The sequence below is a fragment of the Streptomyces sp. NPDC048461 genome, assembly GCF_055587105.1.
The window spans coordinates 187,809-213,410 of sequence record NZ_JBVJGW010000011.1 but is presented as its reverse complement, the minus strand read 5'-3'; the positions used below and the strand labels follow the sequence as shown (position 1 = coordinate 213,410).

Below are 25,602 nucleotides of genomic sequence, written 5' to 3'. Positions count from 1 at the left end.
GCCGGCGGGTCCGGAAAAGAATTAGGCGGGGACCGCCGCACCCCGGTTGCCCGGGGGCGGGACGACGGCGGTCCCCGCGAGGACACGGGCCGGGTCAGGGCCGTCCGCGTCCGTGGCGCACGCGGTCCGGGAGCCGCTCCGGAGTCGCGCAACGCCGTTCGTGGTGCCGGCCGGGTTTCCGGTCTCCCGGTCTTCCCTGCCGACGACCACCACTGTGCCGGAGCCGTGTTAAGCCGGTGCTGCGCCCACGTGTCGGGCCCGTACCGATTGCGCGTCGGGCGCGCGCACGGACGCGGCGGCGGTGCGCGGCCGGAACGGCCGGCGCACCGCGGCGGCTACTTGGCGCCCTTGGCCAGGAAGGCCAGCAGGTCCTGGCGGCTGACGACGCCGGTCGGCTTGCCCTCGACCAGCACGATCGCCGCGTCGGCCTCGCCGAGCACGGACATCAGCTCGGAGACCGGCTCGCCGGAGCCGACCTGCGGCAGCGGCGCGCTCATGTGCTTCTCCAGCGGGTCGCTGAGCGAGGCGCGCTGGGCGAACAGCGCGGCCAGCAGCTCCTTCTCCACGACGGAGCCGATGACCTCGGCGGCCATGACGTCGGGGTGGCCGGCGCCCGGCTTGACGATCGGCATCTGGGAGACGCCGTACTCGCGCAGGACCTCGATGGCCTGGCCGACGGTCTCCTCGGGGTGCATGTGGACGAGGGAGGGGATGCCGCCCTCCTTGTCGTTCAGCACGTCGCCGATGCGCGCGGAGGGGCCCGCCTCCTCCAGGAAGCCGTGGCCCGCCATCCACTCGTCACTGAAGATCTTGCTGAGGTAGCCGCGGCCGCTGTCCGGCAGCAGGACGACGACGACGTCGTCCGGTCCCAGGCCCTCGGCGGCGCGCAGGGCCGCCACGACCGCCATGCCGCAGGAGCCGCCGACGAGCAGGCCCTCCTCCTTGGCGAGGCGGCGGGTCATCTGGAAGGAGTCCTTGTCGGACACCGCGATGATCTCGTCCGTCACGTCCGGGTCGTAGGCGGTCGGCCAGAAGTCCTCGCCGACACCCTCGACGAGGTAGGGGCGGCCGGAGCCGCCGGAGTAGACCGAGCCCTCGGGGTCGGCGCCGATGACCTTGACCTTCCCGCCGGACACCTCCTTGAGGTAGTTGCCCGTGCCCGAGATCGTGCCGCCCGTGCCGACGCCCGCGACGAAGTGGGTGATCTTCCCGTCCGTCTGCTCCCAGAGCTCGGGACCGGTGGTCTCGTAGTGCGAACGGGGGTTGTTCGGGTTGCTGTACTGGTCGGGCTTCCAGGCGCCGGGCTCGCGTGCGAGGCGGTCGGACACGTTGTAGTACGAGTCCGGGTGCTCGGGGTCGACGGCGGTCGGGCAGACCACGACCTCGGCACCGTACGCGCGCATGACGTTGATCTTGTCCATGGACACCTTGTCAGGACAGACGAAGATGCACTTGTAGCCCTTCTGCTGGGCCACGATGGCGAGTCCTACACCGGTGTTGCCGCTGGTGGGCTCCACGATGGTGCCACCGGGCTTGAGGGCTCCGCTCTGCTCGGCGGCCTCGATCATCCGTACGGCGATGCGGTCCTTCACCGACCCGCCGGGGTTGAAGTACTCGACCTTCGCAAGGACGGTGGCCTGCAGGCCTTCGGTCACACGGTTGAGCTTCACCAGCGGGGTGTTGCCGACGAGGCTGATCATCGAGTCGTGGAATTGCACCATGTTCTCCAAGGAGGGGACTCCACGGGTTCTCCGGGAGGTCCGGCCAGGGTATGCCGAAAGGGATTGGACGACCGTACGTACGGGGCAGGTAGGTCGTCGAAGGGACGAGGAGGTGGCCTGAAGCGTGTCGAGGGCGAGAACGGCCCGCCGGATCGCGGCGGGAGCGGCGTACGGCGGAGGCGGCCTCGGGCTGGTCGGGGCCGCGACGGTGGGCCTGGTGCTGGCGGAGGTCCAGTTCGCGAAGCGGACGGTGGGGACCGGGCTGCCGGATCCGCCGCGCGCGGACGGGCTGTACGGGAGCGAGTTCGGCGGACCCGAGCTGAGCCCGGGGCCGCTGCGGCTGGGCATGCTGGGCGACTCCACGGCCGCGGGCCTGGGCGTGCGGCGGGCCCGGCAGACGCCGGCGGCGCTGCTGGCGTCCGGGCTGGCGGCGGTGGCCGAGCGGCCGGTGGAGCTGCGCAACGTGGCCCTGTCGGGGGCGATGTCGGACGACCTGGACCGGCAGGTGGGCCTGCTGCTCGACGGGCCGGAGGGGCAGGAGGTGCCCCCGCCGGACGTCTGCGTGATCATGATCGGCGCGAACGACGTGACCCGGCGGATGCCGCCGACCCACTCGGTGCGGTGCCTGACCTCGGCCGTACGGCGGCTGCGGCTGGCGGGCGCCGAGGTCGTCGTGGGCACCTGCCCGGACCTGGGCACGATCGAGCCGGTGTACCAGCCGCTGCGGTGGGTGGCCCGGCGGGTCTCGCGCCAGCTGGCGGCGGCCCAGACCATAGGGGTGGTCGCACTGGGCGCCCGTACGGTCTCCATGGGGGACCTGCTGGGCCCCGAGTTCGCCGCGAATCCGCGCGAGATGTTCGGCCCGGACTCCTACCACCCGTCGGCGGAGGGGTACGCGACGGCCGCGATGGCGGTCCTCCCCACGCTGTGCGCGGCGCTCGGCGTGTGGCCCGAGTCGGACCGGCTGGACATGTCCCGGGACGAGGACATGCTCCCGGTGGCCAAGGCCGCGTCGGCGGCCGCCGGCGAGGCGGGCACGGAGGTCACCGCGGCCCGCGGGCCCTGGGCCCTGCTCAAGCACCGCCGCCGCCGGCGGGTCCCGGGCGAGGAGCCGGAGCCGTCCGCCCGCGCCGGGACGGGCTCCACGGGCACGCCGGACGCCGAGGCGGTCTCCGGTACCGCTTGAGCGCCGGGCGCCCGGGAAGGGAGCGGGAGGGGAACCGGCCGGCGGCCCGCTCCCGCCCCCGCGGACCCGGCTCCCCCGGGCGGCGGGCCCGCGGCCTCCGGCACCCCGGCCGTGAGCCGGCGCCCGCGCGGGAGCGACCGGCATCACACCGCAAGGCCGGTGACCTCGACCGTACGGGGCGGTAACTTCGCATGCGGTCCCGCAACGACGCACCCCTTGGAGTCCCGATGCCCGAAGCCGTCATCGTTTCCACCGCCCGTTCTCCCATCGGGCGCGCCGGCAAGGGGTCGCTCAAGGACGTCCGCCCGGACGACCTGACCGCGCAGATCATCCAGGCCGCGCTCGCCAAGGTGCCCGGGCTGGACCCGCGCGAGATCGACGACCTGATGCTCGGCTGCGGCCTCCCGGGCGGCGAGCAGGGCCACAACCTGGGCCGCATCGTGGCCGTGCAGATGGGCATGGACCACCTGCCGGGCCTGACGGTCACCCGCTACTGCTCCTCGTCCCTGCAGACCTCCCGGATGGCCCTGCACGCCATCAAGGCGGGCGAGGGCGACGTCTTCATCTCGGCGGGCGTCGAGACCGTCTCCCGGTTCGCCAACGGCTCCTCGGACGGCATGCCGGGCACCCACAACCCGTTCTTCGCCGACGCGGAGGCCCGTACGGCCGCCGTCGCGCAGAGCGAGGGCGCCTCCTGGCACGACCCGCGCGAGGACGGCCTGGTCCCGGACGCGTACATCTCGATGGGCCAGACCGCCGAGAACCTGGCCCGCCTGAAGGGCGTGACCCGCCAGGACATGGACGAGTTCGGCGTCCGCTCGCAGAACCTGGCCGAGGCCGCGATCAAGAACGGCTTCTGGGAGCGCGAGATCACCCCGGTCACGACGCCGGACGGGACGGTCGTCTCCGCCGACGACGGCCCGCGCGCGGGCGTGACCCTGGAGGGCGTCCAGGGCCTCAAGCCCGTGTTCCGCCCCGACGGCCTGATCACGGCCGCCAACTGCTGCCCGCTCAACGACGGCGCCGCCGCGCTGGTCATCATGAGCGACACCAAGGCGCGGGACCTGGGCCTGACGCCGCTGGCGCGGATCGTCTCCACCGGCGTCACCGGCCTCTCCCCGGAGATCATGGGCCTCGGCCCGGTCGAGGCGTCCAAGCAGGCCCTGAAGCGGGCCGGCCTGACCGTCGGGGACATCGACCTGTTCGAGATCAACGAGGCCTTCGCGGCGCAGGTCATCCCGTCCTACCGGGACCTGGAGATCCCGCTGGACAAGCTGAACGTCAACGGCGGGGCCATCGCCGTCGGTCACCCGTTCGGGATGACCGGTGCCCGGATCACCGGCACCCTGATCAACGGCCTGCAGTTCCACGACAAGCAGTTCGGCCTGGAGACGATGTGCGTCGGCGGCGGCCAGGGCATGGCCATGGTCATCGAGCGGCTGAGCTGAGCCGCAGCGGAGGGTAGGGGTCGCCCCGAGGAACGAGGGGCGGCGCCTGCCCGCAGCGGAGGCGAAGCTCAGCGCGACCACGAGAGCGGAGCGGCTGAGCTGAGCCGCAGCGGAGGGTAGGGGTCGCCCCGAGGAACGAGGGGCGGCCCCCCGGCACCCCGAAACCGGGCTATGACGTCCCGGTCGGGTCGTAGCGGAGGGTAGGGGGAGCGTCGCTCGGCCGATCGGGTGGGATCGCGGCGGGGAGCGGCCCCGACCGCGCGGAGCCCGGGCGCCGCAAGGGATCCGGCGCGGTCACGCGTCCCGTACTGACGCCGGTTCTAACCCCGTCGCGGCCGACCTGTGACCGAATCTCCCCCAGGATGTGACCTTTGTCCTGGGGGATCGCCATATGCCCAGGTCAGCTGGTGTGCGATCGGGGCCCTCGGGACGAAAGCCCTGTCCAATTCGTGACGTAATGCACTGCACGCCATTCCCAGGTCGGGACACTCTGATGTAGGAAGTCGGGGGATCGAAACAATCGGGAGTTAGCCAGTGAGCGCCATGTCTCTTGCCCTGCTGCTGACCACGGCCGCTGCCACGGCCGTGGGCGCTGCTGCGCTGCACGCCGTCCACGGCCTGCGCAAGCAGGTCACGGCCCTGCGCAGTGAGCTGTCGGCCCCGGCCCACCTCCGTGGTGCGACCGTGCCGCACGCCCGCAGCGCCGTGGAGTCCCCCGCCGCGGAAATACGAGCCGCCGTCGCCGAGGCCCTCGCAGAGGAGCGCGAGCGCGAGCTGGCCGAGGCGCGGGCCTTCTGGGCCGCGCAGGAGGCCCGCGACGCCGCCGACGCCCCGTCGCTGCTGGGCGGGCTGCCCGGGCTCGGCGACGACAGCCCGGTCTTCCTGCCCCGGCAGGCCGACCTGGTGGGCCTGGAGGCGGTGCTCGGCGAGGAGTCCTACGAGGAGTACACCGGCTACCCGGAGGATTCGGCCGAGCTGGCCGCCGCCCGCCGGCGCCACCCCTCGCACCCCGACTTCGTACCGGCCCAGGCCTCGCACCCGGGCGCCGACCACGAGCGCACCGTCAGCCGCCTGGAGGAGCTCGCGGAGGCCCGTACGGCCCTCGCGGACGTCCGCCCGGGCCCCCTGGGCACGCTCGACGTGTACGTCTTCACCGACGGCACCACGCTCTGCATGACCCCCGGCCACCGGGAGACCGCGGAGCGCCTCGCCGAGGCCCTGCGCTCGGGCACCGCGCCGGTCCTGCTGGGCGGCTCGGGCATCTCCGGGGCGTACGCCCTGACCTTCTCCTGCGGCGACGCCGAGGACGCCGACAGCAACGTCTACATCCTCGCGGACCGCGTCATCGCCTCGCTCTGACGTCCGCCCGCTCCACCAGCCGCACGGCCTCGTCCAGCACCACGGACGGGGCCTTCGTGCCGTCCCTCGTCCCCGTCGCGGATCCCGCCGCGCCGCGCAGTGCCTCGGCGAGGTCCAGCCCGGCCACGGCCACCTGATCGCCGACGACGAAGATCCCCGCGTCCGGCATCTCCCGCTCCGGCCCGGACGCCCCCTCCAGGCGCTGCGCCCGGACGGAGAGCTCGCGGGCCAGTTCGAGGGCCACGGCGGCCGCGCCCTGCTGCAGACGGCTCTGCGGAGCGGCCCGCAGCCGGTCGGCGAAGCGTTCCACGGCGGCGGTCAGGGGCGAAGTATCAAGCACCCGGCCGACCTTACGCGCCGCCCGGGCGCCATTGCCAACGGGCGGACTCTGCGGCACGGTGTCGTGAAGAGAACAGCACGGCGATACCTCCGGAGGCGCCCATATGTCCGTAGAGTTCTCCGAGCAGACCCACCGCAACATGATCGACAGAATCCCCCAGACCACCGGTCGTGAACTCTCCGACTGGCTCCGCACCGTCGACGAGGGCCCCTCCCTCGTCCGGTTCGAGGAGAAGGTCGGCTGGCTGCGCGGCGCGCACGAGCTGTCGTACGGCCAGGCCAAGGCGATCATCCACGAGTACGACCTGCGCAGGGCCGCGCGCCGCTTCGGCTGAGCCCTGAGGATCCCGTTCCCGACCCCTGTCCCCTACGAACGCGGGAAGGCCCCGCGAGCGCAGTGCTCGCGGGGCCTTCCCCCTGCGTCGTGGACAGCCGGGACGGCTGCCGGTCCTGCTAGTCGTCGCCCGAGAGGATCGAGAAGAGGCGGAGCATCTCCAGGTAGATCCACACGAGGGTCATGGTGAGGCCGAAGGCCGCCAGCCACGCCTCCTCGCGCGGGGCGCCGTACGCCACGCCGTCCTCGACCTGCTTGAAGTCCAGGGCGAGGAAGCAGGCGCCCAGGATGACGCCGATGACGCCGAACAGGATGCCGAGGCCGCCGCTGCGGAAGCCGAGGCCGTCACCGCCGGCGAAGACCGAGAACAGCAGGTTCGCCAGCATGAGCAGCATGAAGCCCATGGCGGCGGCCATCACGAAACCGGTGAAGCGCCGGTTCACGCGGATCCAGCGCATCTTGTACGCGAAGAGCACGGCGGCGAAGACGCACATCGTGCCCATCACGGCCTGCACGACGACGCCGGCGCCCAGGTAGGTGCTGACGGCCGCGCTGATCACGCCGAGGAAGACGCCCTCGAAGGCCGCGTAGGCCAGGATGACCGGCGGCGAGGCCTTCTGCTTGAACGACTGGACCATGGCCAGGACGAACGCGACCAGGGCCGCGCCGATCGCGATGCCGTAGGACGTGCCGATGTTGGCCGGGTCGACGGGCAGCAGGACCCAGGCGAGCGTCGCCGTCAGGATGACCGTGCCGAGCGTCATGGCCGTACGGCTCACGACGTCGTCGATGGTCATCACATTGGTGCGGGCCGGCGCCTGCGGCATACCCGTGGCCGGGTCGGTCGCATACGGGTTCGTCGCGTACGGGTTGGTCGCGGCCCCGGCCTGCTGGTGCTGCTGCTGGGCGTCGAAGCCCGCATGGCCACCGTTGTCGCGGCTGAACCCCCGTCGCGAGAAGACCGGGTTACTGCTCCTCATCTCACTCCTCCGTGGCCACCGAGCGCGGCCTTGACTCAAGAGTAATGCGCTCGCAAAGAAAGCACCCTACTGCTGGAGGAGGATCTTAGGAGACGGCATGGCGAAGCGCAGGGGATATACCGGCGGGGCTTCGCTGCAGCGCGGAGTGCCCGGAGCCGGACTTGAACCGGCACGGCCCGAGGGCCAGCGAGGTTTAAGCTCGCCGTGTCTGCATTCCACCATCCGGGCAAGGCGCGGCGGCCCCGTGAAAAAGCCTTGAACGCTGCGCCGAGCCTATCCGGAAGACGATCGACGCCAACGGGGCCTCTATCCGATGTTGTCTGATTTTATTGGCGCTTGAGGGGTCGTCAGACCCCAGAACGCACGGTGGGCACCTTCCGGAAGGCCGTTGCGGCCCGTGTGGGAATGACGGGATTTCGATGGCATCCGCCACCCCGCGCGCCACCCCCCGCCACCCCCGGACCACCCCGCACCGGGGCCGGGCCGCACGCCGCGGGTCCGTCGCGCGGCGGGCACTCCCGTCATACCAGAGGAGGAGTCGGACGGCCCCGTGGTCAACCTGCGGTGGGCCAGGGAACGGGCACCACGGCTGATCCGGAGCGGGGGTGCGCCCGGTGAGGATGGGAACGTCCCTCCGATCCGTAGACCGCAGCCGGTCCGCAGCCCCAGGAGTCGCTCCCGTGACCACCATGAACTACGCCCCGCACACCACCCAGGCCGTGGCCGCCCGCGCCACCGGCCTCTCCAAGGTGTACGGCCAGGGCGAGACCCGGGTGGTCGCCCTGGACAACGTCAGCGTGGACTTCAACCAGGGCGAGTTCACCGCGATCATGGGCCCCTCGGGCTCCGGCAAGTCCACGCTGATGCACTGCGTCGCCGGACTGGACACCTTCTCCTCCGGCTCCGTGCGCATCGGCGACACCGAGCTGGGCTCCCTGAAGGACAAGCAGCTCACGCAGCTGCGCCGGGACAAGATCGGCTTCATCTTCCAGGCCTTCAACCTGCTGCCGACCCTGACGGCCCTGGAGAACATCACGCTCCCCATGGACATCGCCGGGCGCAAGCCCGACAAGCAGTGGCTGGACACCGTGATCGCCATGGTGGGCCTCTCCGACCGCCTCGGCCACCGCCCGACGCAGCTCTCCGGCGGCCAGCAGCAGCGCGTGGCCGTGGCCCGCGCCCTGGCCTCCCGCCCCGAGATCATCTTCGGCGACGAGCCCACCGGAAACCTCGACTCGCGCTCCGGCGCCGAGGTCCTGGGCTTCCTGCGCAACTCGGTGCGCGAGCTCGGCCAGACGGTCGTGATGGTCACCCACGACCCGGTCGCCGCGGCCTACGCGGACCGGGTCGTCTTCCTCGCCGACGGCAGCATCGTCGACCAGATGACGGCGCCCACCGCGGACGGCGTACTGGACCGCATGAAGGCGTTCGACGCCAAGGGCCGCACCAGCTGAGGCGGCCGCCTCCCCCGCCCGGCCTCCGCTGACCGCAACCGAACCCCTGGACTTTCCCTCATGTTCCGTACCGCCCTGCGCAACGTCCTCGCGCACAAGGCCCGGCTGCTGATGACGGTGCTCGCCGTCACCCTCGGCGTCGCCTTCGTCTCCGGCACCCTCGTCTTCACCGACACCCTCAAGAAGTCCCTCTCCGGCCAGTCCGCCAAGAGCTACGACGGCATCGCCGTCTCCGTCACCTCCTACGGCCAGGGCCGCGACGACGAGGGCCGTCCGGAGGGCGAGCCGGGCATCAGCCAGGCGACCCTCGACAAGGTCCGCGGCCTGGGCGGCGTCGACGCCGTCTCCGGCCGCGTCCAGGGCTTCGCCGGCGTCGGCGACGAGAACGGCAAGCTGATCGGCTCCGGCTGGTCCAACAAGGGCTCCAACTACGCCCCCGTCAAGGACGGCAAGGACCCCCGCTACGCCTTCACCACCGGCGCCGGCCCGGCCAAGGCCGACGAGATCGCCCTCGACCGGGCGACCGCGGACGCGGGCGGGTACGCGGTGGGCGACAAGGTCCGCGTCGCCACGAACGGCCCCGTCAAGGAGTACTCCCTCGCCGGTGTCTTCACCACCGAGGACGGCGCCGTCCAGGCCGGCGGCAGCCTGGTGCTCTTCGACACCAAGGTCGCCCAGGAGCTCTACCTCAAGCCCGGCTTCTTCCAGGAGCTCTCGGTGTCCGCCAAGGCCGGCGCCTCCGCCGACCAACTGCTCGCCGAGATCAAGCCGCTCGTCGGCGGCGAGCACACCAAGGCCCAGACCGGCGCCGAGCTCGCCCGGGAGCAGGCCAAGGACATCGAGCGGGAACTGGGCGGCATGAGCACCATGCTGCTCGCCTTCGCCGGCATCGCCCTCTTCGTCGGCGTCTTCCTCATCTACAACACCTTCACCATGCTGGTCACCCAGCGCACCAAGGAGCTGGCCCTGCTGCGCGCCGTCGGCGCCAACCGCGGCCAGGTCATGCGCTCGGTCCTCGCCGAGGCCCTCGTCGTCGGCGCCCTGTCCGCCGCCATCGGCCTGGTCAGCGGCATCGGCCTGGCCGTCGGCATGCGGTCCGTGATGGGCTCCTTCGGCGCCAAGCTCCCGGGCGGCGACCTCGTCATCGCCCCGGGCACCGTCGTCGCGGCCCTGGTCATCGGCATCCTGGTCACCACCCTGGCCGCCGTGCTCCCCGCCTGGCGCACCGGCCGGATCGCCCCGGTCGCCGCCATGGGCAGCGCCCACCTGCCGGCCAGCTCCAAGTCCCTGGTCCTGCGCAACGTGCTCGGCTCCGTCATCAGCCTCCTCGGCATCGGCGTGGTCCTGCTCGGCGTGTCCATGGGCGGCGACGGCCGCATGGTCATCGGTGCCGGCGCGTTCTTCATGCTCATCGGCATGATCGTGCTGCTGCCGCTGCTCTCCAAGCCGGTCATCGCCTCCATCCGCCCGGCCCTGCAGAAGCTCTTCGGGGTCCCCGGCAAGCTGGCCGCGCAGAACGCGGTGCGCAACCCGCGCCGCACCGCCGTCACCGCCGCCTCGCTGGCCATCGGACTGACCCTGGTCACCACCCTGTCGGTGCTCGGCGTCACCATGGGCCAGGCCGTCGACCGGATGAGCACGGACAAGCTCAAGGCCGACTACAAGGTCTCCATGTCCGGCGGCATGGGCTACCTGGACAAGTCGGTGCCCGAGGCGCTGGCCAAGGCCCCCGGCATCAAGGCGGTCTCGCCGCAGGTCGCGGGCTCGCTGCGGATCGGCGGCGAGTTCGCCTCGGCCTCGGGCGTCACGCCGGGTGCCATCGGGCAGCTGCTGAACATCGAGGTCCTCAGCGGCTCGCTCGACAGCCTCGGCAAGGGCGAGGTGGCCGTGGCGGAGAAGACGGCCACGGCGCAGAAGCTCGCGGTCGGCTCCCCGCTCCAGGTCCAGTACGACGACGGTTCGAAGGGCTCGCTGAAGGTCGGGGCGGTCTACAAGGACCTGGAGGGCCTGCTCTCCCCGTACGTGATCGACGAGAAGATCCTGAACGCCCACTCCGACGAGCCGTTCATCAGCGAGGTCTACGTCAACGTCGACGGCGGCGCCTCCAAGGCCGCCCAGCAGACCGTGGTCGACGCCCTCGGCAAGAACCCGGCGATGACCGTCGCCACCCGGCAGGACATGCGGGACGAGATGGGCGGCATGATCAACATGGCGCTGAACATCATGTACGGCCTGCTCGGCATGGCGCTCATCATCTCGGTGCTCGGCGTGGTCAACACGCTGGCGATGTCCGTCTTCGAGCGGACCCAGGAGATCGGGATGCTGCGCGCCATCGGTCTCGACCGCAGCCGGGTGAAGAACATGATCCGTCTGGAGGCCGTGGTGATCTCGCTCTTCGGCGCGGTCCTCGGCATCGTCATCGGCGTCTTCCTCGCCTGGGCCGTCGGCACCACCGTCTCCAAGACGGTCCCGGACTACGCACTGGTCCTGCCGTTCGACCGGATCGGCGTCTTCCTCCTGCTCGCCGGAGTGGTCGGCGTCCTCGCCGCCATGTGGCCGGCCCGCAGCGCCGCCCGGCTGAACATGCTCACCGCCATCAAGACCGAATAGCCGGCCCCGCGCCGGGTACACGGAGCACGGGACAAGGAAGGGCCCTGGCAGACCGGACGGTCTGCCAGGGCCCTTCCGCCGTACCCGGACGGGACCTTACGAGGGCCCCCCGCCCCAGGTGCGCAGCCGCAGCGGCAGCCCCGCGCCGCCACCCGCCCCGGACTTCACGGCCAGCACCTGGTTGACGCCGAGCCGGCCGTGCTCGAAGGCGAGCGCCGAGGCCGCCATGTACAGCTGCCAGACGCGGGCCCGTCCCGGCGAGGTCAGCCGGACCGCCTCGTCCCAGTGGGCCTCCAGCCGCGCCACCCAGGCCCGCAGGGTGAGCGCGTAGTGCTCGCGCAGCGCCTCCACGTCCCGGACCTCGAAGCCGGCCCGTTCCAGCTCGCCCACGGTGCTGCCGAGCGGCGACAGCTCCCCGTCGGGGAAGACGTACGCGTCGATGAACTCGTCGATCCGGTACGCCTCTTCGTCGGGCTCCGGCCGGCGGGCGATCTGGTGGTTCAGCAGCCGTCCGCCGGGCCGCAGCAGGGCGTACAGGGCGCGGGCGTAGTCCCGGTAGCGGTCGGCGCCGACGTGCTCGGCCATCCCGATGGAGGACACGGCGTCGTACGGGCCGTCGTCCACGTCCCGGTAGTCCTGGATCCGGATCTCGACCAGGTCGGCGAGGCCCTCCTCCGCGACCCGCTTGCGGGCGTAGGCCGCCTGTTCGCGCGAGAGGGTCACGCCGGTGACCCTGACGCCGTACTCGCGGGCGGCGTGCAGGGCCATGGAGCCCCAGCCGCAGCCGACGTCGAGGAGCCGGTCGCCGGGTCTGAGGGCCAGCTTGCGGCAGACGAGGTCGAGCTTGTCGTGCTGGGCCTCCTCCAGGGTCCCGCCGGGGCTCCAGTAGGCGCACGAGTAGACCATGGAGGGCCCGAGGACCCGCTCGTAGAAGTCGTTGCCGACGTCGTAGTGGTGGCTGACGGCCTGCCGGTCGCTGCCCTTGGTGTGGCGCGCACCGTCGCGGCGGTGCGCCTCCTCCGGGGGCGCGGCGGGAGCTGGCCAGGGCCGGGCCAGGGCGGCCAGTTCCCGTACGGCGGCCCGCGCCCGCGGGTCGCGCAGCAGGGCGGCGGTGCCGGCGGCCCGGGTGAGCCGGTCGGGCCGCCGCGGGCGGTGCGCGACCGGCCCCCGCGGCGGGACGGTGCCCGGCGGGGGTCCGGACACGGGCGCCCGTTCCCAGAGCACGCCCCCCACCCGGTCCAGCAGTTCGAACAGGTCGCCGTCGACCGTCAGTTCCCCCGCCACCCAGGCGCGGGCCAGGCCCATCTCGCCGGGCTTCCAGAGCACGCGGCGCAGCGCCCGACGGGTGTGGACGACGAGGATCGGGGTCCCCGGCGGGCCCGCTTCGCTGCCGTCCCACGCGCGCACGCGCACCGGCAGGGGGGTGCCCAACAGGGTCTCGGCAACAGCGGCCAGCCGCGGCGCGGCGTCGGTCATGGCGCACCTCCACAAAGCTCCGACCCCCCGGTCTACCCAACCCGGACCCCGAGTAAGCGGCCGGGCACGCCGAAGGGGCCGTCCGCACCACGGATGGCGGACGGCCCCTTCGGGTCGTACGGGTATTGCGGGTCGGGCTCAGGGCCTCACCCGGCGTGCCGGGTCAGGACGCCTTGGCCTTCTGGGCCGGAGCCGTGACGGCGGCGGCCGGAGCCGGCTTGGCGGCCTCGTAGAACTCCTCGCGGGGGGTCTCCAGCGCACCGAGGGAGACGACCTCGCGCTTGAGGAACATGCCGAGGGTCCAGTCGGCGAAGACGCGGATCTTGCGGTTCCAGGTCGGCATGGCCATGCCGTGGTAGCCACGGTGCATGTACCAGGCGAGCCGGCCCTTGAGCTTGATCTTCATCTTGCCCATGACGATCATCGCGACGCCCTTGTGGAGGCCGAGGCCCGCCACCGCACCCTTGTTGGAGTGCGAGTACTCAGACTGGGGGAAGCCCCGCATGCCCGAGATGACGTTGTCGCCGAGGACCTTGGCCTGGCGCAGCGCGTGCTGGGCGTTCGGCGGGCACCAGGCGTTCTCCACGCCGGCCTTGCGGGCGGCGAGGTCCGGCACCTGGGCGTTGTCGCCGGCGGTCCAGATGTAGTCGGTGCCCTTGACCTGGAGGGTCGGCTCGGCGTCGACGTGGCCGCGAGGGCCCAGCGGCAGGCCGTAGCGGGCCAGCGCCGGGTTCGGCTTGACGCCCGCGGTCCACACGATGGTGTTGGAGTCGACCTCGAGGCCGTTCTTCAGCACCACGTGGCCGTCCACGCAGGAGTCCATGGAGGTGTTGAGGTAGATCTCGATGCCGCGGGACTCGAGGTGCTCCTTGCCCCAGGTGCCGAGCTTGGGCCCGACCTCGGGAAGGATCTTGTCGGCCGCGTCGACCAGCACGAAGCGCATGTCCTCGCGCTTGATGCTGGAGTAGTACTTCGCGGCGTCGCGGGCCATGTCCTCGACCTCGCCGATGGTCTCCGCGCCGGCGAAGCCGCCGCCGACGAAGACGAAGGTGAGGGCCTTGCGGCGGACGTCCTCGTCCGTCGTGGACTCGGCCTTGTCCAGCTGCTCGAGGACGTGGTTGCGCAGGCCGATGCCCTCTTCGACGCCCTTCATGCCGATGCCCTGTTCGGCGAGGCCGGGGATCGGGAAGGTGCGGGAAACGGCTCCGAGCGCAATCACCAGGTAGTCGAAGGGCAGCTCGTACGCCTCGCCGACCAGCGGCGTGACGACGGCGACCTTGCGGTCCTGGTCGATGGTCGTGACCCGGCCGGTGAGGACCTCTGCCTTGGGCAGCACGCGTCGCAGCGGGACGACGACGTGCCGAGGCGAGATGCTGCCTGCGGCCACTTCGGGGAGGAAGGGCTGGTAGGTCATGTACGAGCGCGGGTCGACGACCGTGACGGTCGCCTCGCCGTAGCGCATCTTCTTCATGATGCGCTTGGCTGCGTACAGGCCTACGTACCCACCTCCTACAACGAGGATCCTGGGACGCTCCGTGGTGCTCATGGAACGAGTATCCAGCACCCCCAGGGGTGACGCTCGTGAGCCCCTTCACAAGGTGTCCGGGGCCCTCTGCTACACTCCGCCGCCCACGTGACCGAGGTCATGGCCCGCGACGGGAACCAGCGCGCAACGGGAATCGTTGTTCACCCGTCCTGAACTGGCCCGTAGGCCCCGAACCGGACTGGACCACCGGGCTTCGTCCGATGCTCCGAGCCGGAACCGACCAGGTCCGCCATTCGTACGAACAGGCGCGGAAGGGGGCCCGAGGGGCCCCCGGAAGCCGTTCGGGGCACTCCGGTTGGAGCATCGGGCGTCTTTTCCTTGTGAAGAACTTCACGAACTTCGTGTGGATCACGGGCCGAAAGACCCCCGAATGCCTTCCCCGAACCCGTGAGAGAACCCCTGTCGGGTGGCGGACCGCGCCCCTGCGTCCGCCCTTTCCTCTGAAGTCGCCCGCGTACGCGAAGGATTCAAAGGGCGCACCTCCCGCTCACCTGAGCGCCCCGCGGCGGGCGGTGGCGACCGCCGTGAGGTCCACGCGGCAGCGGACGACGAAGGCGGTGTCCCGGTCGGCGGACCGGGACACCGCCTGCGACAGAGGCGCCGCGTCAGGACCGCGGCTCGCCGGCCTCGGCCTCTTCCGCGGTCTTGACCGCGATGCCGTCGAGGATGTCGTGCTCCGAGACCACGACCTCCCGGGCGCCGGTCCGCTCCATGATCGCCAGCAGGACGAGCGCGCCCGCCCCGATCACGTCGACCCGGCCCGGGTGCATGGAGGGGATCGCGGCGCGCTCGGCGTGCGTCGACGTCAGCATGCGCTCGCTGATCTCGCGGACCCGGTCGTAGGAGATCCGGGAGTGGTGGATCGCCGCCGAGTCGTACTCCGGCAGCCCGAGCGCGATCGCGGCGACCGTGGTCACCGACCCGGCCAGGCCCACCAGCGTGCGCGCCTCCTCCAGCGGGACCGTCCCGGCGGCCTGGTCCAGCGCCGCCTCGATGTCGGCCCGCACCGCCGCCACCTGCTCCCGCGTCGGCGGGTCGGTGACCACGCCGTCCACGACCAGGTGACGTTCGGTCATCCGGACGCAGCCGACGTCCACGGAACGGGCGGCCCGCACCCGGTCGTCGCCGACCACGAACTCGGTCGAGCCGCCGCCGATGTCCACCACCAGGTACGGCGTGGGCAGGTCGTCGCGCCCGGTGAGCTCCTTCGTGGCTCCGGTGAAGGAGAACTCCGCCTCCTGGTCGCCGGAGATCACCTCGGGCTCGACGCCGATGGTCTCCAGTACGCCCCGGACGAAGTCGTCCCGGTTCTCGGCGTCCCGGGAGGCCGAGGTGGCCACGAAGCGCACGCGCTCCGCCCCGAGCTCCTTGATGACCGCGGCGTACTCGCGGCAGGCCGCGAAGGTGCGCTCCAGGGCCTCGGGGGCGAGGCGCCCGGTCCGGTCCACGCCCTGCCCGAGCCGGACGACGGTCATCCGCCGGTCCAGCTCGGCCAGCTCGCCGGTGGCCGGGTCGACGTCGGCGACCAGCAGGCGGATGGAGTTCGTACCGCAGTCGACGGCCGCGACCCGGGTCACCGGGACTCCTCCCCGGCCTTCCGCTCCCCGCACGGGGTGACGCAGGCACCCTTGGCCCACCACTCCGGCAGCATCGCGAGGGCCTCGTCGCCGAACGGGTTCACGCCCGGGCCGGCGGCCAGCGAGTGCCCGACCAGGACGTGCAGGCATTTCACGCGGTCCGGCATCCCGCCGGCGCTCGGGAAGCCCTGGAGCACGTCGATGGCGTCGCGGCGGCGGATGTAGTCCTCGTGCGCGGCCTGGTAGGCGGCGGCGAGCTCCGGGTCCTCCGCGAGCCGGGCCTGCATCTCCTTCATGACGCCGTTGGCCTCCAGCGTGCCGATCGCGGAGGCCGCGCGCGGGCACGTCAGGTAGTACAGCGTCGGGAAGGGGGTGCCGTCGGGGAGCCGCGGGGCGGTCTCCACCACGTCCGGCTGGCCGCAGGGGCAGCGGTGCGCGATGGCGCGCAGCCCGCGCGGCGGGCGGCCGAGCTGCTGCTCGAACGCCTCGATGTCCGCGTCGGTCGGCTCGGTCCGGTCGGTCTGGGGCGGGGGCGTCTGCATGCCTGGAGGAAGTCTCTTCGTTCGCGGTTCGTTGACGGGTGGTGCTGGTCGGTCAGTCGCCGGGTCGGTCGGCCTTGTCGACGCCGTCCCAGACGTTCGAGTACCAGGGCCGGTCGGAGCCTGCCTGCCCGGTCCGGGGCCGTTCGCGGCCCGCGGCGCCGGGGTCGCTCATGATGTAGCCGATCTCCCCCGGGCGCAGGAAGTGCAGGTGCTTGCGCGCCTGCTGCACCGCGTACGCGTCGTCCTGCCAGCGGGCCTTCTCGTCGCGGAGCCGCTCCAGGCGGAGCCGCGCGGAGACGGCCGCCTTCTGCTGCTCCGCGATCTCCGAGCGCTGGGACACGTACTGGCGCATCGGATACGCGAGGGCGACGACCAGGGTACAGAGGACCAGCACCAGCAGTGCGGCCCGGCCGGTGAGCCGGCTGCGGCGGACCTGGCGGCGCGACTGCGAGCGGTAGACGTGGGCCGCGGTCCGTTCGCCGAGCTGCTTGAGCCTGGTCGCGGTGGAGAAGGTGGAGAACCGATCCCGGTTCCCGGCCATTGATCCCGCCTCCCCTATATACGCACTACGCAATACGTCCCCGCACACGGTACGGGACCGAGTGCGGGGACGTACGGAGGCGGGCGCCGCAAAAAGCGGGGGCGGCGGCCGGCCCCGGCCGCGCGGGATCAGTTCCCGGGGCGGAAGCGCGGGAAGGCGGAGCGGCCCGCGTACACGGCGGCGTCGTCGAGGATCTCCTCGATGCGCAGCAGCTGGTTGTACTTGGCGACGCGGTCCGAGCGGGCCGGGGCGCCGGTCTTGATCTGGCCGCAGTTCACGGCGACGGCGAGGTCGGCGATGGTGACGTCCTCGGTCTCGCCGGAGCGGTGCGACATCATGCACTTGAAGCCGTTGCGCTGGGCCATCTCGACGGCGTCGAGGGTCTCGGTCAGCGAACCGATCTGGTTCACCTTCACGAGCAGGGCGTTCGCGGAGCCCTCCTCGATGCCGCGGGCCAGGCGCTCCGGGTTGGTGACGAAGAGGTCGTCGCCGACGATCTGGACCTTGGAGCCCAGGCGGTCGGTGAGGGTCTTCCAGCCGGCCCAGTCGTCCTCGTACAGCGGGTCCTCGATGGAGACCATCGGGTACGCGGAGACGAGCTCCTCGTAGTACTCGGTCATCTCGGCGGCCGAGCGGGACTGGCCCTCGAACTCGTACTTGCCGTCCTTGTAGAACTCGGACGCGGCGACGTCGAGCGCGAGCGCGATGTCCTTGCCCGGGACGTAGCCGGCCTGCTTGATGGCCTCGACGATGAGGTCGAGCGCGGCGCGGTTGGACTCCAGGTTCGGGGCGAAGCCGCCCTCGTCACCGAGGCCGGTGGACAGGCCCTTGGTGTGGAGCACCTTCTTGAGGGTGTGGTAGACCTCGGCGCCCCAGCGCAGCGCCTCGGAGAAGGACTCCGCGCCGATCGGGGCGATCATGAACTCCTGGATGTCCACGTTGGAGTCGGCGTGCGACCCACCGTTGAGGATGTTCATCATCGGGACGGGCAGCAGGTGCGCGTTCGGACCGCCGAGGTAGCGGAAGAGCGGCAGGTCCGAGGCTTCGGACGCGGCGTGCGCGACGGCGAGGGACACGCCGAGGATGGCGTTGGCGCCGAGGGAGCCCTTGTTGTCGGTGGCGTCCAGGTCGAACATGGCCTGGTCGATCAGGCGCTGCTCGGTGGCGTCGTAGCCGACGAGCTCCGGGCCGATCTGCTCGATGACGGCGAGGACGGCCTTCTCGACACCCTTGCCGAAGTAACGGTTGGGGTCACCGTCACGGAGCTCGATGGCCTCGAATGCACCGGTGGAGGCGCCGGACGGGACGGCAGCACGGCCGGTGCTGCCATCGTCGAGGCCCACCTCGACCTCGACCGTGGGGTTGCCTCGGGAGTCCAGGATTTCCCGGGCTACGACGACGTCGATGGACGGCACGAGCATCTCCTTCTGGGATGTGACGCTGGGTGTGCGGTGGCGTGTCAGGCCGTGGGATGGCCTTGCCGCCTAGAGCCTAACCGGCTCCGGGCGCGGGGCCGGACGACCGCCCGGGTCCTGGGACGAAAAAGGGCCCGAATACCCCTCTTCCAGGACATAGGTCTCTTGAATCCGCGCGCCGTGGGCGCACACGCCACCGCCCGGCGCGCGGGGGGAGGCGCGCCGGGCGGTGGGACCCTGCGTGATTCAGCGGGCGGAGCGCGGGGGCTCCGGCGGCGGTTGCCGCGGGGTTCAGCTGAGGTCGAGCTTCTGACCCGGGAAGATCAGGTCGGCGTCCGAGACGATGTCCTTGTTGAGCTCGAAGACCTTCTCCCAGCCGCCCTGGACGTTGTTGGCCTCGGCGATGGTGCCCAGCGTGTCACCGGACTTGACCTCGTACGAGCCGGTGCCGGTCTTCGGGGCCTGGGCCTTCGGCTTGGCGGCCGGGGCCGGGGCCTCGGAGCGCTCGGAGCGCGTCGTCGGGGCCTGGGACCGCTTGGTCTCGACCTTCGGCGCGGTCTTCTTGACCTCGGTCTTCGGCGCGGTCTTCTTGGTCTCGGTCTTCTTGGTCTGCTTCGGGGTCTCCGTCGAGCCGCCACCCGTGTAGGAGGAGTTCGACAGGCCCACGCCGCAGGACGGCCAGGCGCCCTTGCCCTGGCCCTTGAGGACCTTCTCCGCGATGGCTATCTGCTGCGACTTCGTGGCCTGGTTGGCCTGGGCGGCGTACGACTTGCCACCGAACGCGGCCCACGTGGAGGACGAGAACTGCAGTCCGCCGTAGTAGCCGTTGCCCGTGTTGATGGCCCAGTTGCCGCCCGCCTCGCACTGCGCGACCTTGTCCCACTCGGACGCGGTGGCGGCGCTGGCGGAGCCGGCGGCCATCAGGGGGGCGGCCACGGCCACACCGGCGACACCGGCGAGCGTGACGATGCGGACGGCCTTGGAACCGCGGCGGTGCTTGCCCTTGCCGGAAAGCAGCATGGAGTTTCTCCTCACCGACGCCTACGAGGTGAGCTGTCGGGTTCGGGCGAGTGAGTTGCCCGGCCGTGCGACCTTGCGCACGTCTTAACCCCTAGCCGGTGGCGTGACCGTCTCTCAACGGCCGCTCCCGGCGCCTACCTTGGTTCCCCCGCTCCTGCCTTCGGCGCTTGCGCGACGACTGTTCCCCCCGTCCGCCGGCAGGATTCGGCGATGCGGTCGAAGGAGCCCGCGGTGGCGAGCGATTCAGAAGGTAGACGGCTCCCTCCCCGATGTTCAACGCGCCACATCGGGGAGAAACGCCCCTACTTGCGCCCTTCCCGGGAGCGTTTGCGCAGGTGAGGACGGGGTTTGCGCGAGCTCCGGGGCGGGACACGCCAGTTGACCCGAAGAGACACATGTCTCACTTACAGAAAACGGACAATCAACCCTTTAAAGGGTGCCCGAAGTGCCCCTATTTCGCGGTTAGATCCAGGTTCTGGCCGGGCTTGATCAGGTTGGCGTCTTCGCCGATGACCTGCTCGTTGGCGGCGTAGAGCGCGTTCCAGCCGCCCTTGAGTCCGTTGGCGTCCGCGATGGCGGTCAGGCTGTCGCCCGACTTCACGGTGTACGAGGGCTCCGACGCGGCGTCAGACGCGCCGGGCGCCTCGACGGCGGGCGTTCCGCGGTGCTTGCCGCTGCCCTCCACCGGCAGGGCGGGCGGGACCGACGGGTCGGTGGAGGCGCCCGGAGTCGTCTGGGGCGTCGGGCCCGTGGACGGGCCGGGAGCGGAGCCCGTGGGCACACCCGGGCCCGCCGGCGCCGTCGGGTCGGCCGGGGTGGTCGGCGCGGTGGGGTCGGCGGGGGCCGTGGGGTCCACAGGGGCCGTCGGGTCGGCGGGGGCCGTTCCCGGGCCGCCGGGCGTCACGGGGGCCGTCGGGTCGGCCGGGGCCGTCGACGGGTCGTCCGGCGCCGGCATGACGGGAAGTCCGCCGGGCGGCGCGAGCGGGCCGTCGGGGATGGCGAACGCCGGGGTGTCGGAGGGGGTCGGGGTCGGCGCCCCGAAGTCCCTGGCGGGGTCGGACCCGTGGACGGGCACCTCGGCGTCGGGCCGGTTCGGCGTCGGCGACGCGCTCCCGGCGGGGCCGGGCAGGCCCGGGTCCACCTCCGCGGCGGGGCTCTGCTGGGCCAGCCCGGCGGACGCCGCGCACAGCGGCCACGCCTGGGGGCCCTGGGAGGCCAGCACCCGTTCGGCGACGGCGATCTGCTGCGAGCGGCTGGCGAGGTCGGGCCGCTCGGCGAAGTCGAGCCCGCCGGCGCCGCGCCACTGGTCCTGGGTGAACTGCAGCCCGCCGTACGCGCCGCTGCCGAAGTTGGCGCTCCAGCTCCCGCCGCTCTCGCACTCGGCGACCCTGTCCCACGTGGAGGTGTCGGCGGCCGTGGCGTTGGTGGCTGCAAGCAGCGGCAGGGCCAGCGCTGAGCCAGTGACTCCGGCTGTGACTACCAGCGCGGGGACCTGGCGGGGGCGTCTGTGGCGGCCGTTCCCGGAACGCATGTAGGTGCACCTTTCGCATAACGGCGGGGTAACGGCAGAACTTAGCGGCCTTTGAGCGATTGTCACAAGTTCCGACCGCAGTCGACTAAGCGTCAGGTGTTCCTCCGATGTTTGGGGCTGCGAAGCGGACGGGAAGCGTGCGCAGGCCACGCATGATCAGTCCGCCGCGCCAGCGCAGCTCCTCGGGCGGAACGGCGAGTTCCAGGTCCGGCAGACGCGTCAGCAAAGTCGCAAGCGCGGTCTGACCCTCCAGCCGGGCGAGCGGAGCACCCAGGCAGTAGTGGATGCCGTGGCCGTATCCGAGGTGCTGGTTGTCGGTGCGCGAGAGGTCGAGCGCGTCCGGGTCGGCGAAGCGGTCGGGGTCCCGGTCGGCGGCCGCCAGGACGACGAGCACCGGGTCCCCCGCCTCCACCGACCGGCCGCCGAGGGTCAGCGCCTCGGTGGCGAACCGCCAGGTGGCCAGCTCCACGGGCCCGTCGTAGCGCAGCAGCTCCTCGACGCCGGTCTCCAGCAGACCGCGCTCCCCGGCGGCGAGGGAGCGCTGGAGGCGCTCGCGCTGGTCCGGGTTCGCGAAGAGGGAGTGGACGCCGTTGCCGATCAGGTTCACGGTCGTCTCGAACCCGGCGAACAGCAGGATGAACGCCATCGCGGTGGCCTCACCCTCCGTCAGGTGGTCCCCGTGGTCGCTCGCCCGGATCAGGTCGGAGATCAGGTCGTCGCCCAGATCGTCCCTTTTTCGATGGATGAGCTCGCCGAGGTACGTGCGCATCTGCTTGACCGCGCGCCCCACGCCGCCGCGCGGACCCCCGCCGTGCCGGATCATCATCCCGGCCCAGTCGCGGAAGTCGTCCTGGTCCTCGCGCGGGACGCCGAGCATCTCGCAGATGGCGTAGATGGGGAGCGGGAAGGCGAACTCGTGGATCAGGTCGGCCTCCCCCGTCGCCGCACCCCGGGACTTCTCCACGATCCGGTCGATGAGGTGGTCGGTGAGCTCCTGCACGCGCGGGGCGAACTCGGCCACCCTGCGCGGGGTGAACGCCTTCGACACCAGCCGCCGCAGCCGGGTGTGGTCCGGCGGGTCGATGTTGAGCAGGTGCGTCATCAGCTCGGCCTTGCGCTCGCCCGGAATGCCCGTCTTGCCCTTGGCGTGAGGGGACTCCGCGTGGTGCGCCGGGTTCTTGCTGAGCCGCTGGTCGGCGAGGGCCTGGCGGGCGTCGGCGTAGCGGGTGACCAGCCAGGCCTCGACTCCGCTGGGAAGCGTGGTGCGGTGCACCGGGGAGTGCTCGCGCAGCCATGCGTAGGCCGGGTACGGATCGGTCGCGAACTCCCAGTCGAACAGGGTCGGGCCCTGGGCGGACGGGGTCTCGGCTGGCGTTGCGGGGGTCTGCTCGTGCACCCGACGACCGTATCCCGGCGCCGACCCCCCACCCCATATGGGTGCTTCGTCGCGGCTGTCCGCAGATCAGCCATCACTTGACGTCAGGTGCGCGGCCCCTCCTACTTTCGGTTCTGTGGACGTGAGGATCTTGAAGAGCAGTTTCGCGGTGGTGGAGAGAAGGGCCGAGCACGCGGTCAAGTTCTTCTACTCCCACCTGTTCTGGCACAACCCCGGGATCCGCGCGCTCTTCCCCGCGTCCGCCGAGGACATGGAACGCCAGCGGGACCGGCTCTTCGCCGCCCTCACGCACGTCGTCGCCGAGCTGGAGAGCGAGGCCCTCCTCCCCTACCTCCGCGACCTCGGACGCGACCACCGCAAGTTCCTGGCCGGCCCCGAGCACTACGCGGCCGTCGGCGCCAGCCTCGTCGCCGCGCTCGCCGAGACCTCCGGCAGCGCCTGGACGCCGCGGGCGGAGAAGGCGTGGACCGAGGCGTACCAGATGATCGCCGACGCCATGGCCGAGGGCGCCGACGCCGGGGACGACCCGCCCTGGTGGGACGCGGAGGTCGTCCGCCACCTCCGGTACGGGCAGGACATCGGCGTCGTCACCCTCAAGCCGCTGCTCCCCTTCCCCTACCTCCCCGGCCAGTACGCGAGCGTGAGCAGCGAGCGGGTGCCGACGACCTGGCGCACGTACTCCCTCGGCAACGCCCCGCGCCCCGACGGCACCGTCGACCTCCACGTCAGCCGGATCGAGGACGGCCGCCTCAGCACCGCCCTGGTCCGCGACACGCGGCCCGGCGACGTGCTGCGCCTCGGCGCCGCCGGAGGGCAGCTCGTCCTGCGCCGCGAGGACCGCCCCGTCAGCCTCATCGCCGCCGGCACCGGCTGGGCGCCGGTCCGGGCCCTGTTGGAGGAGCTCGTGGAGCATCCGCCCGATCAGGACGTACGCCTCTTCGTCGTCGCCCGGGACTCCGCGCACCTCTACGACCGGCCGCTCATCGACGCGTACGCGGGGGCGTGCGACTGGCTCGGCGTCACCTACATCACGCCCGCCCCCGGGCAGCACCGCAACCAGGCCACCGACCGGCTGGCCACCGCGCTCGGCAACCGCGCGCTCTGGCCCGACCAGGACGTCTACCTCAGCGGACCGGCCCCGTTCATAGAGGAGACCGCGTACCTGCTGGAGGAGCTGGGCGCCCGGCCCGGCCGGATCTTCCACGACAGGGTGCCCGGCGCGGGCCGGGGCAACGGCCCCGGCGGCCGCCCGCTGGGCTTCGGCGAGTGGTTCCTGAACCGCCCGGCGCCGCACTGGCACAACCCCTCGGGCCGCGCACCGCGCCCGTGAGGATGCTCCCGCGGTCCCGACCGGTCTACGGTGCGACGCCCTCGGCGGCCCGGATCGCGTCCCGGTAGGCGCGGGCCGCCGCGCGCAGGGCGGTCTCGGGGTCGGTCCCCGCCGCCTCGGCGCGCGCCGCCAGTTCCAGCAGCTCGTACCCGATGCCCTCGCCGCGGGGCGGCTGCACGGCCAGCCCGGCCGTCCGGACCCGTCCGGCGAGCTTGGCCGCGAGCGCCAGGCCGGGCTGCCCGAGCGGGATCCCGTCGGTGAGCGACTCCCGCTGCTTCTCGACCGCCTTGGTCCGCAGCCAGTGCGCCTTGACCTCTTCCGGGGTGTCCGCCGTCGCGTCGCCGAAGACGTGCGGGTGGCGGCGGACCAGCTTCTCCACGAGGGTCGCGGCGACGTCGTCGATGGAGAACGGCCCCTGGACGTCCTCTTCCCCGGCCTCTTCCCCGTCGCCGTCCTGGCCGTCCTCGCCGTCCGGGTCCGCGTCCGCGCGGTACTCCTCGGCGATGCGCGCGTGGAAGACGACCTGGAGGAGCACGTCGCCGAGTTCCTCGCGCAGCTCCGTCCGGTCCCCGTCCTCGATGGCCTCGACGAGCTCGTACGCCTCCTCGATCCCGTACTTCGCCAGGCCCCGGTGCGTCTGGCGGGAGGACCACGGGCAGTCGCGCCGGATCCGGTCCATCACCTGGACCAGGTCGAGCAGGCGCGCGCCCGGCAGGTCGTACGAGCCCGGCAGCAGTTCCAGGTCCGGCATGGAGACCCGGCCCGAACCCGCGAGCCGGGCCAGGCCGTCGGTCAGCCGCCGGTCGCCCTCGCCGCCCGGGAGCACCACGACGGTCCGCCCGCCGGCGCAGGCCTCGACCAGCGCCTGCGCGTCCGGGGCCGCATGCTCGACCTCGACGCCCGCGTCCCGCAGGTACGGCAGCTGCGGGTGGGCCGGATCGGCGCACAGCACCCGGTCCGCGGCGTGCAGGACCTGCCAGGCGGGCCAGGACAGCACGCCGGGGGCGACCCGGTGGCTCGTGGTCAGCAGGACGATGCGGCCGGTGGGCTCGGCGGGGGCGGGCTCGGCGGGTACGTGGTCGGTCACCCGGCGAACCTACCCCCGGCGGCCGGGGTCAGGCTCCGGCGGGGGCCTGCTCGGGACGGGTCTTCTGGGTGATCCAGGGGGTCTGCGCCTCGCCGAGCTGGACCTGCGCGGCGTCCCACGCCCCGTAGCGCGGGTTCACCTCGATGTCGAGCGCCTTCGCGGCGGCCGCGGCGGGCGCGGCGAGCTTGCCGTTGCCGTACTTGGCGTTCAGCTTCGCGAGGAGCACCCGGTCGGTGAGGAACCGGTCCGACTGGCCGGGGGCGGTCGCGGCCTTCTGCAGGAGCAGCGCCTCGAACTGGGCGGCGCCGCCGTTGCCCTCGGCGAACGCCTTGCGCTCCGCCTCGATCTCCTTGGTGGTGGCCGCGAGGCCGGCGGAGTCGGCCATCTTGTCGATGATGCGGCTCTGGAGCATCGAGCCGAGCTTGAGCCGCTCCAGGTTGGGGGTCGCCGCGATGAGTTCGGCGGCGGCCTGCCCGGAACGGTTCTGCGCGGCGCGCACGTCGTTCACCTGGGCCTGGAGCGCGGAGGTGGTGATCCGCTCCCCGCCCACGACGGCCGCGGTGCCCGCGTGGGGCTGTCCACCCGAACAGGCGGACAGCAGGGGGGCCGCCAGGAGCAGGGCGACGGAGACGGAGAGCGCTGCGCGACGGTGCAAAGGAGCCTCCAGGGCCGGGAGATTGTGCTTCGGTGCACAAGCCTTGCGGTGATCG

General features: G+C 72.1%; 21 protein-coding genes, 1 tRNA gene and 1 riboswitch. Of the genes, 7 read left to right on the top strand and 15 right to left on the bottom strand.

The annotated features are described in order from the left end of the window. Nucleotides 1–335: 335 nt before the first annotated feature. Nucleotides 336–1,718, bottom strand: coding sequence for a cystathionine beta-synthase (locus tag ACZ6S8_RS20890; RefSeq protein WP_469457902.1), 1,383 nt, complete (start codon nucleotides 1,716–1,718; stop codon nucleotides 336–338). Between the two features lie 127 nt (nucleotides 1,719–1,845). Between ACZ6S8_RS20890 and ACZ6S8_RS20885 the strand changes: the two genes are divergently transcribed. The 3 genes from ACZ6S8_RS20885 to ACZ6S8_RS20875 all read left to right on the top strand — a co-directional run bounded on the left by ACZ6S8_RS20885 (nucleotide 1,846) and on the right by ACZ6S8_RS20875 (nucleotide 5,714). Beyond that, nucleotides 1,846–2,907 carry an SGNH/GDSL hydrolase family protein gene (locus ACZ6S8_RS20885; RefSeq protein WP_469457785.1) on the top strand — a complete coding sequence of 354 codons (1,062 nt, stop codon included), beginning with the start codon at nucleotides 1,846–1,848 and terminating at the stop codon, nucleotides 2,905–2,907. Between the two features lie 227 nt (nucleotides 2,908–3,134). Further along, entirely contained in the window at nucleotides 3,135–4,355 is a 1,221-nt protein-coding gene (locus ACZ6S8_RS20880) for an acetyl-CoA C-acetyltransferase (protein ID WP_469457783.1), read from the top strand. Between the two features lie 543 nt (nucleotides 4,356–4,898). Next, entirely contained in the window at nucleotides 4,899–5,714 is an 816-nt protein-coding gene (locus ACZ6S8_RS20875; protein WP_469457781.1) for a hypothetical protein, read from the top strand. Here ACZ6S8_RS20875 and ACZ6S8_RS20870 read toward each other — a convergent pair. After that, complete coding sequence (locus tag ACZ6S8_RS20870) at nucleotides 5,698–6,054, bottom strand: hypothetical protein (RefSeq protein ID WP_469457779.1); 357 nt, start codon at nucleotides 6,052–6,054, stop codon at nucleotides 5,698–5,700. The genes ACZ6S8_RS20875 and ACZ6S8_RS20870 overlap by 17 nt on opposite strands. 103 nt (nucleotides 6,055–6,157) lie before the next feature. Here ACZ6S8_RS20870 and ACZ6S8_RS20865 point away from each other — a divergent pair, with 103 nt between their 5' ends. Then, nucleotides 6,158–6,388, top strand: coding sequence for a DUF4287 domain-containing protein (locus ACZ6S8_RS20865; protein WP_267721830.1), 231 nt, complete (start codon nucleotides 6,158–6,160; stop codon nucleotides 6,386–6,388). A 118-nt stretch (nucleotides 6,389–6,506) separates the two neighbouring features. Here the strand turns inward: ACZ6S8_RS20865 and ACZ6S8_RS20860 are convergent, their stop codons facing one another. Together ACZ6S8_RS20860 and ACZ6S8_RS20855 are read right to left on the bottom strand one after the other, a co-directional pair. Then, entirely contained in the window at nucleotides 6,507–7,367 is an 861-nt protein-coding gene (locus ACZ6S8_RS20860; RefSeq protein ID WP_469457777.1) for a Bax inhibitor-1/YccA family protein, read from the bottom strand. Between the two features lie 146 nt (nucleotides 7,368–7,513). After that, nucleotides 7,514–7,595, bottom strand: a tRNA-Leu gene (locus ACZ6S8_RS20855). Nucleotides 7,596–8,056: 461 nt separating this feature from the next. Here ACZ6S8_RS20855 and ACZ6S8_RS20850 point away from each other — a divergent pair. Both ACZ6S8_RS20850 and ACZ6S8_RS20845 read left to right on the top strand, forming a co-directional pair. Continuing rightward, nucleotides 8,057–8,821 (top strand): ABC transporter ATP-binding protein, encoded by a 765-nt coding sequence (locus tag ACZ6S8_RS20850; protein ID WP_469457900.1) that lies wholly within the window; start codon nucleotides 8,057–8,059, stop codon nucleotides 8,819–8,821. Nucleotides 8,822–8,881: 60 nt separating this feature from the next. Beyond that, a complete protein-coding gene (locus ACZ6S8_RS20845; protein ID WP_469457775.1) occupies nucleotides 8,882–11,431 on the top strand; it encodes an ABC transporter permease in 2,550 nt (849 codons plus the stop codon). 96 nt (nucleotides 11,432–11,527) lie between these two features. On the opposite strand, the gene ACZ6S8_RS20840 is transcribed toward ACZ6S8_RS20845, so the two are convergent. The 9 genes from ACZ6S8_RS20840 to ACZ6S8_RS20800 form a co-directional block, all read right to left on the bottom strand. Further along, on the bottom strand, nucleotides 11,528–12,907 hold the full coding sequence (locus tag ACZ6S8_RS20840) for a class I SAM-dependent methyltransferase (protein WP_469457773.1): 1,380 nt from the start codon (nucleotides 12,905–12,907) through the stop codon (nucleotides 11,528–11,530). Nucleotides 12,908–13,070: 163 nt separating this feature from the next. Continuing rightward, nucleotides 13,071–14,453, bottom strand: coding sequence for an NAD(P)/FAD-dependent oxidoreductase (locus tag ACZ6S8_RS20835; RefSeq protein WP_469457771.1), 1,383 nt, complete (start codon nucleotides 14,451–14,453; stop codon nucleotides 13,071–13,073). Nucleotides 14,454–15,058: 605 nt separating this feature from the next. Next, complete coding sequence (locus ACZ6S8_RS20830) at nucleotides 15,059–16,030, bottom strand: Ppx/GppA phosphatase family protein (protein WP_469457769.1); 972 nt, start codon at nucleotides 16,028–16,030, stop codon at nucleotides 15,059–15,061. Then, nucleotides 16,027–16,572, bottom strand: a complete 546-nt coding sequence (locus tag ACZ6S8_RS20825; RefSeq protein ID WP_469457767.1) for a DUF501 domain-containing protein — start codon at nucleotides 16,570–16,572, stop codon at nucleotides 16,027–16,029. The genes ACZ6S8_RS20830 and ACZ6S8_RS20825 overlap by 4 nt, the downstream gene beginning before the upstream one ends. A 52-nt stretch (nucleotides 16,573–16,624) precedes the next feature. Further along, nucleotides 16,625–17,113, bottom strand: a complete 489-nt coding sequence (locus tag ACZ6S8_RS20820; protein WP_469457765.1) for an FtsB family cell division protein — start codon at nucleotides 17,111–17,113, stop codon at nucleotides 16,625–16,627. Between the two features lie 128 nt (nucleotides 17,114–17,241). Further along, on the bottom strand, nucleotides 17,242–18,534 hold the full coding sequence (eno, locus tag ACZ6S8_RS20815; protein ID WP_469457763.1) for a phosphopyruvate hydratase: 1,293 nt from the start codon (nucleotides 18,532–18,534) through the stop codon (nucleotides 17,242–17,244). A gap of 285 nt (nucleotides 18,535–18,819) precedes the next feature. Beyond that, nucleotides 18,820–19,548, bottom strand: a complete 729-nt coding sequence (locus tag ACZ6S8_RS20810; RefSeq protein ID WP_469457761.1) for a transglycosylase family protein — start codon at nucleotides 19,546–19,548, stop codon at nucleotides 18,820–18,822. Between the two features lie 3 nt (nucleotides 19,549–19,551). Continuing rightward, nucleotides 19,552–19,724, bottom strand: a riboswitch (cyclic di-AMP (ydaO/yuaA leader). Between the two features lie 275 nt (nucleotides 19,725–19,999). Continuing rightward, nucleotides 20,000–21,079 carry a LysM peptidoglycan-binding domain-containing protein gene (locus ACZ6S8_RS20805; RefSeq protein ID WP_469457759.1) on the bottom strand — a complete coding sequence of 360 codons (1,080 nt, stop codon included), beginning with the start codon at nucleotides 21,077–21,079 and terminating at the stop codon, nucleotides 20,000–20,002. A gap of 85 nt (nucleotides 21,080–21,164) precedes the next feature. After that, nucleotides 21,165–22,475 carry a cytochrome P450 family protein gene (locus ACZ6S8_RS20800; RefSeq protein WP_469457757.1) on the bottom strand — a complete coding sequence of 437 codons (1,311 nt, stop codon included), beginning with the start codon at nucleotides 22,473–22,475 and terminating at the stop codon, nucleotides 21,165–21,167. Between the two features lie 121 nt (nucleotides 22,476–22,596). Between ACZ6S8_RS20800 and ACZ6S8_RS20795 the strand changes: the two genes are divergently transcribed. Next, complete coding sequence (locus tag ACZ6S8_RS20795; RefSeq protein WP_469457755.1) at nucleotides 22,597–23,805, top strand: globin domain-containing protein; 1,209 nt, start codon at nucleotides 22,597–22,599, stop codon at nucleotides 23,803–23,805. Between the two features lie 25 nt (nucleotides 23,806–23,830). Here the strand turns inward: ACZ6S8_RS20795 and ACZ6S8_RS20790 are convergent, their stop codons facing one another. After that, the gene (locus ACZ6S8_RS20790) at nucleotides 23,831–24,892 is read right to left on the bottom strand and encodes a nucleoside triphosphate pyrophosphohydrolase (RefSeq protein WP_469457753.1); all 1,062 of its coding nucleotides are present in this window, start codon (nucleotides 24,890–24,892) and stop codon (nucleotides 23,831–23,833) included. Nucleotides 24,893–24,920: 28 nt separating this feature from the next. Continuing rightward, nucleotides 24,921–25,547: a SurA N-terminal domain-containing protein gene (locus ACZ6S8_RS20785; protein ID WP_469457751.1), complete on the bottom strand. Its 627-nt coding sequence runs from the start codon at nucleotides 25,545–25,547 to the stop codon at nucleotides 24,921–24,923. Nucleotides 25,548–25,602: the final 55 nt, after the last annotated feature.

Bases quoted from the DNA above. Each gene is read 5' to 3' on its own strand.
- ACZ6S8_RS20880 (WP_469457783.1), top strand. From the start codon at position 3,135: ATGCCCGAAGCCGTCATCGTTTCCACCGCCCGTTCTCCCATCGGGCGC.
- ACZ6S8_RS20875 (WP_469457781.1), top strand. From the start codon at position 4,899: ATGTCTCTTGCCCTGCTGCTGACCACGGCCGCTGCCACGGCCGTGGGC.
- ACZ6S8_RS20865 (WP_267721830.1), top strand. From the start codon at position 6,158: ATGTCCGTAGAGTTCTCCGAGCAGACCCACCGCAACATGATCGACAGA.
- ACZ6S8_RS20860 (WP_469457777.1), bottom strand. From the start codon at position 7,367: ATGAGGAGCAGTAACCCGGTCTTCTCGCGACGGGGGTTCAGCCGCGAC.
- ACZ6S8_RS20850 (WP_469457900.1), top strand. From the start codon at position 8,057: ATGAACTACGCCCCGCACACCACCCAGGCCGTGGCCGCCCGCGCCACC.
- ACZ6S8_RS20845 (WP_469457775.1), top strand. From the start codon at position 8,882: ATGTTCCGTACCGCCCTGCGCAACGTCCTCGCGCACAAGGCCCGGCTG.
- ACZ6S8_RS20840 (WP_469457773.1), bottom strand. From the start codon at position 12,907: ATGACCGACGCCGCGCCGCGGCTGGCCGCTGTTGCCGAGACCCTGTTG.
- ACZ6S8_RS20835 (WP_469457771.1), bottom strand. From the start codon at position 14,453: ATGAGCACCACGGAGCGTCCCAGGATCCTCGTTGTAGGAGGTGGGTAC.
- ACZ6S8_RS20825 (WP_469457767.1), bottom strand. From the start codon at position 16,572: ATGCAGACGCCCCCGCCCCAGACCGACCGGACCGAGCCGACCGACGCG.
- ACZ6S8_RS20820 (WP_469457765.1), bottom strand. From the start codon at position 17,113: ATGGCCGGGAACCGGGATCGGTTCTCCACCTTCTCCACCGCGACCAGG.
- eno (WP_469457763.1), bottom strand. From the start codon at position 18,534: ATGCTCGTGCCGTCCATCGACGTCGTCGTAGCCCGGGAAATCCTGGAC.
- ACZ6S8_RS20810 (WP_469457761.1), bottom strand. From the start codon at position 19,548: ATGCTGCTTTCCGGCAAGGGCAAGCACCGCCGCGGTTCCAAGGCCGTC.
- ACZ6S8_RS20805 (WP_469457759.1), bottom strand. From the start codon at position 21,079: ATGCGTTCCGGGAACGGCCGCCACAGACGCCCCCGCCAGGTCCCCGCG.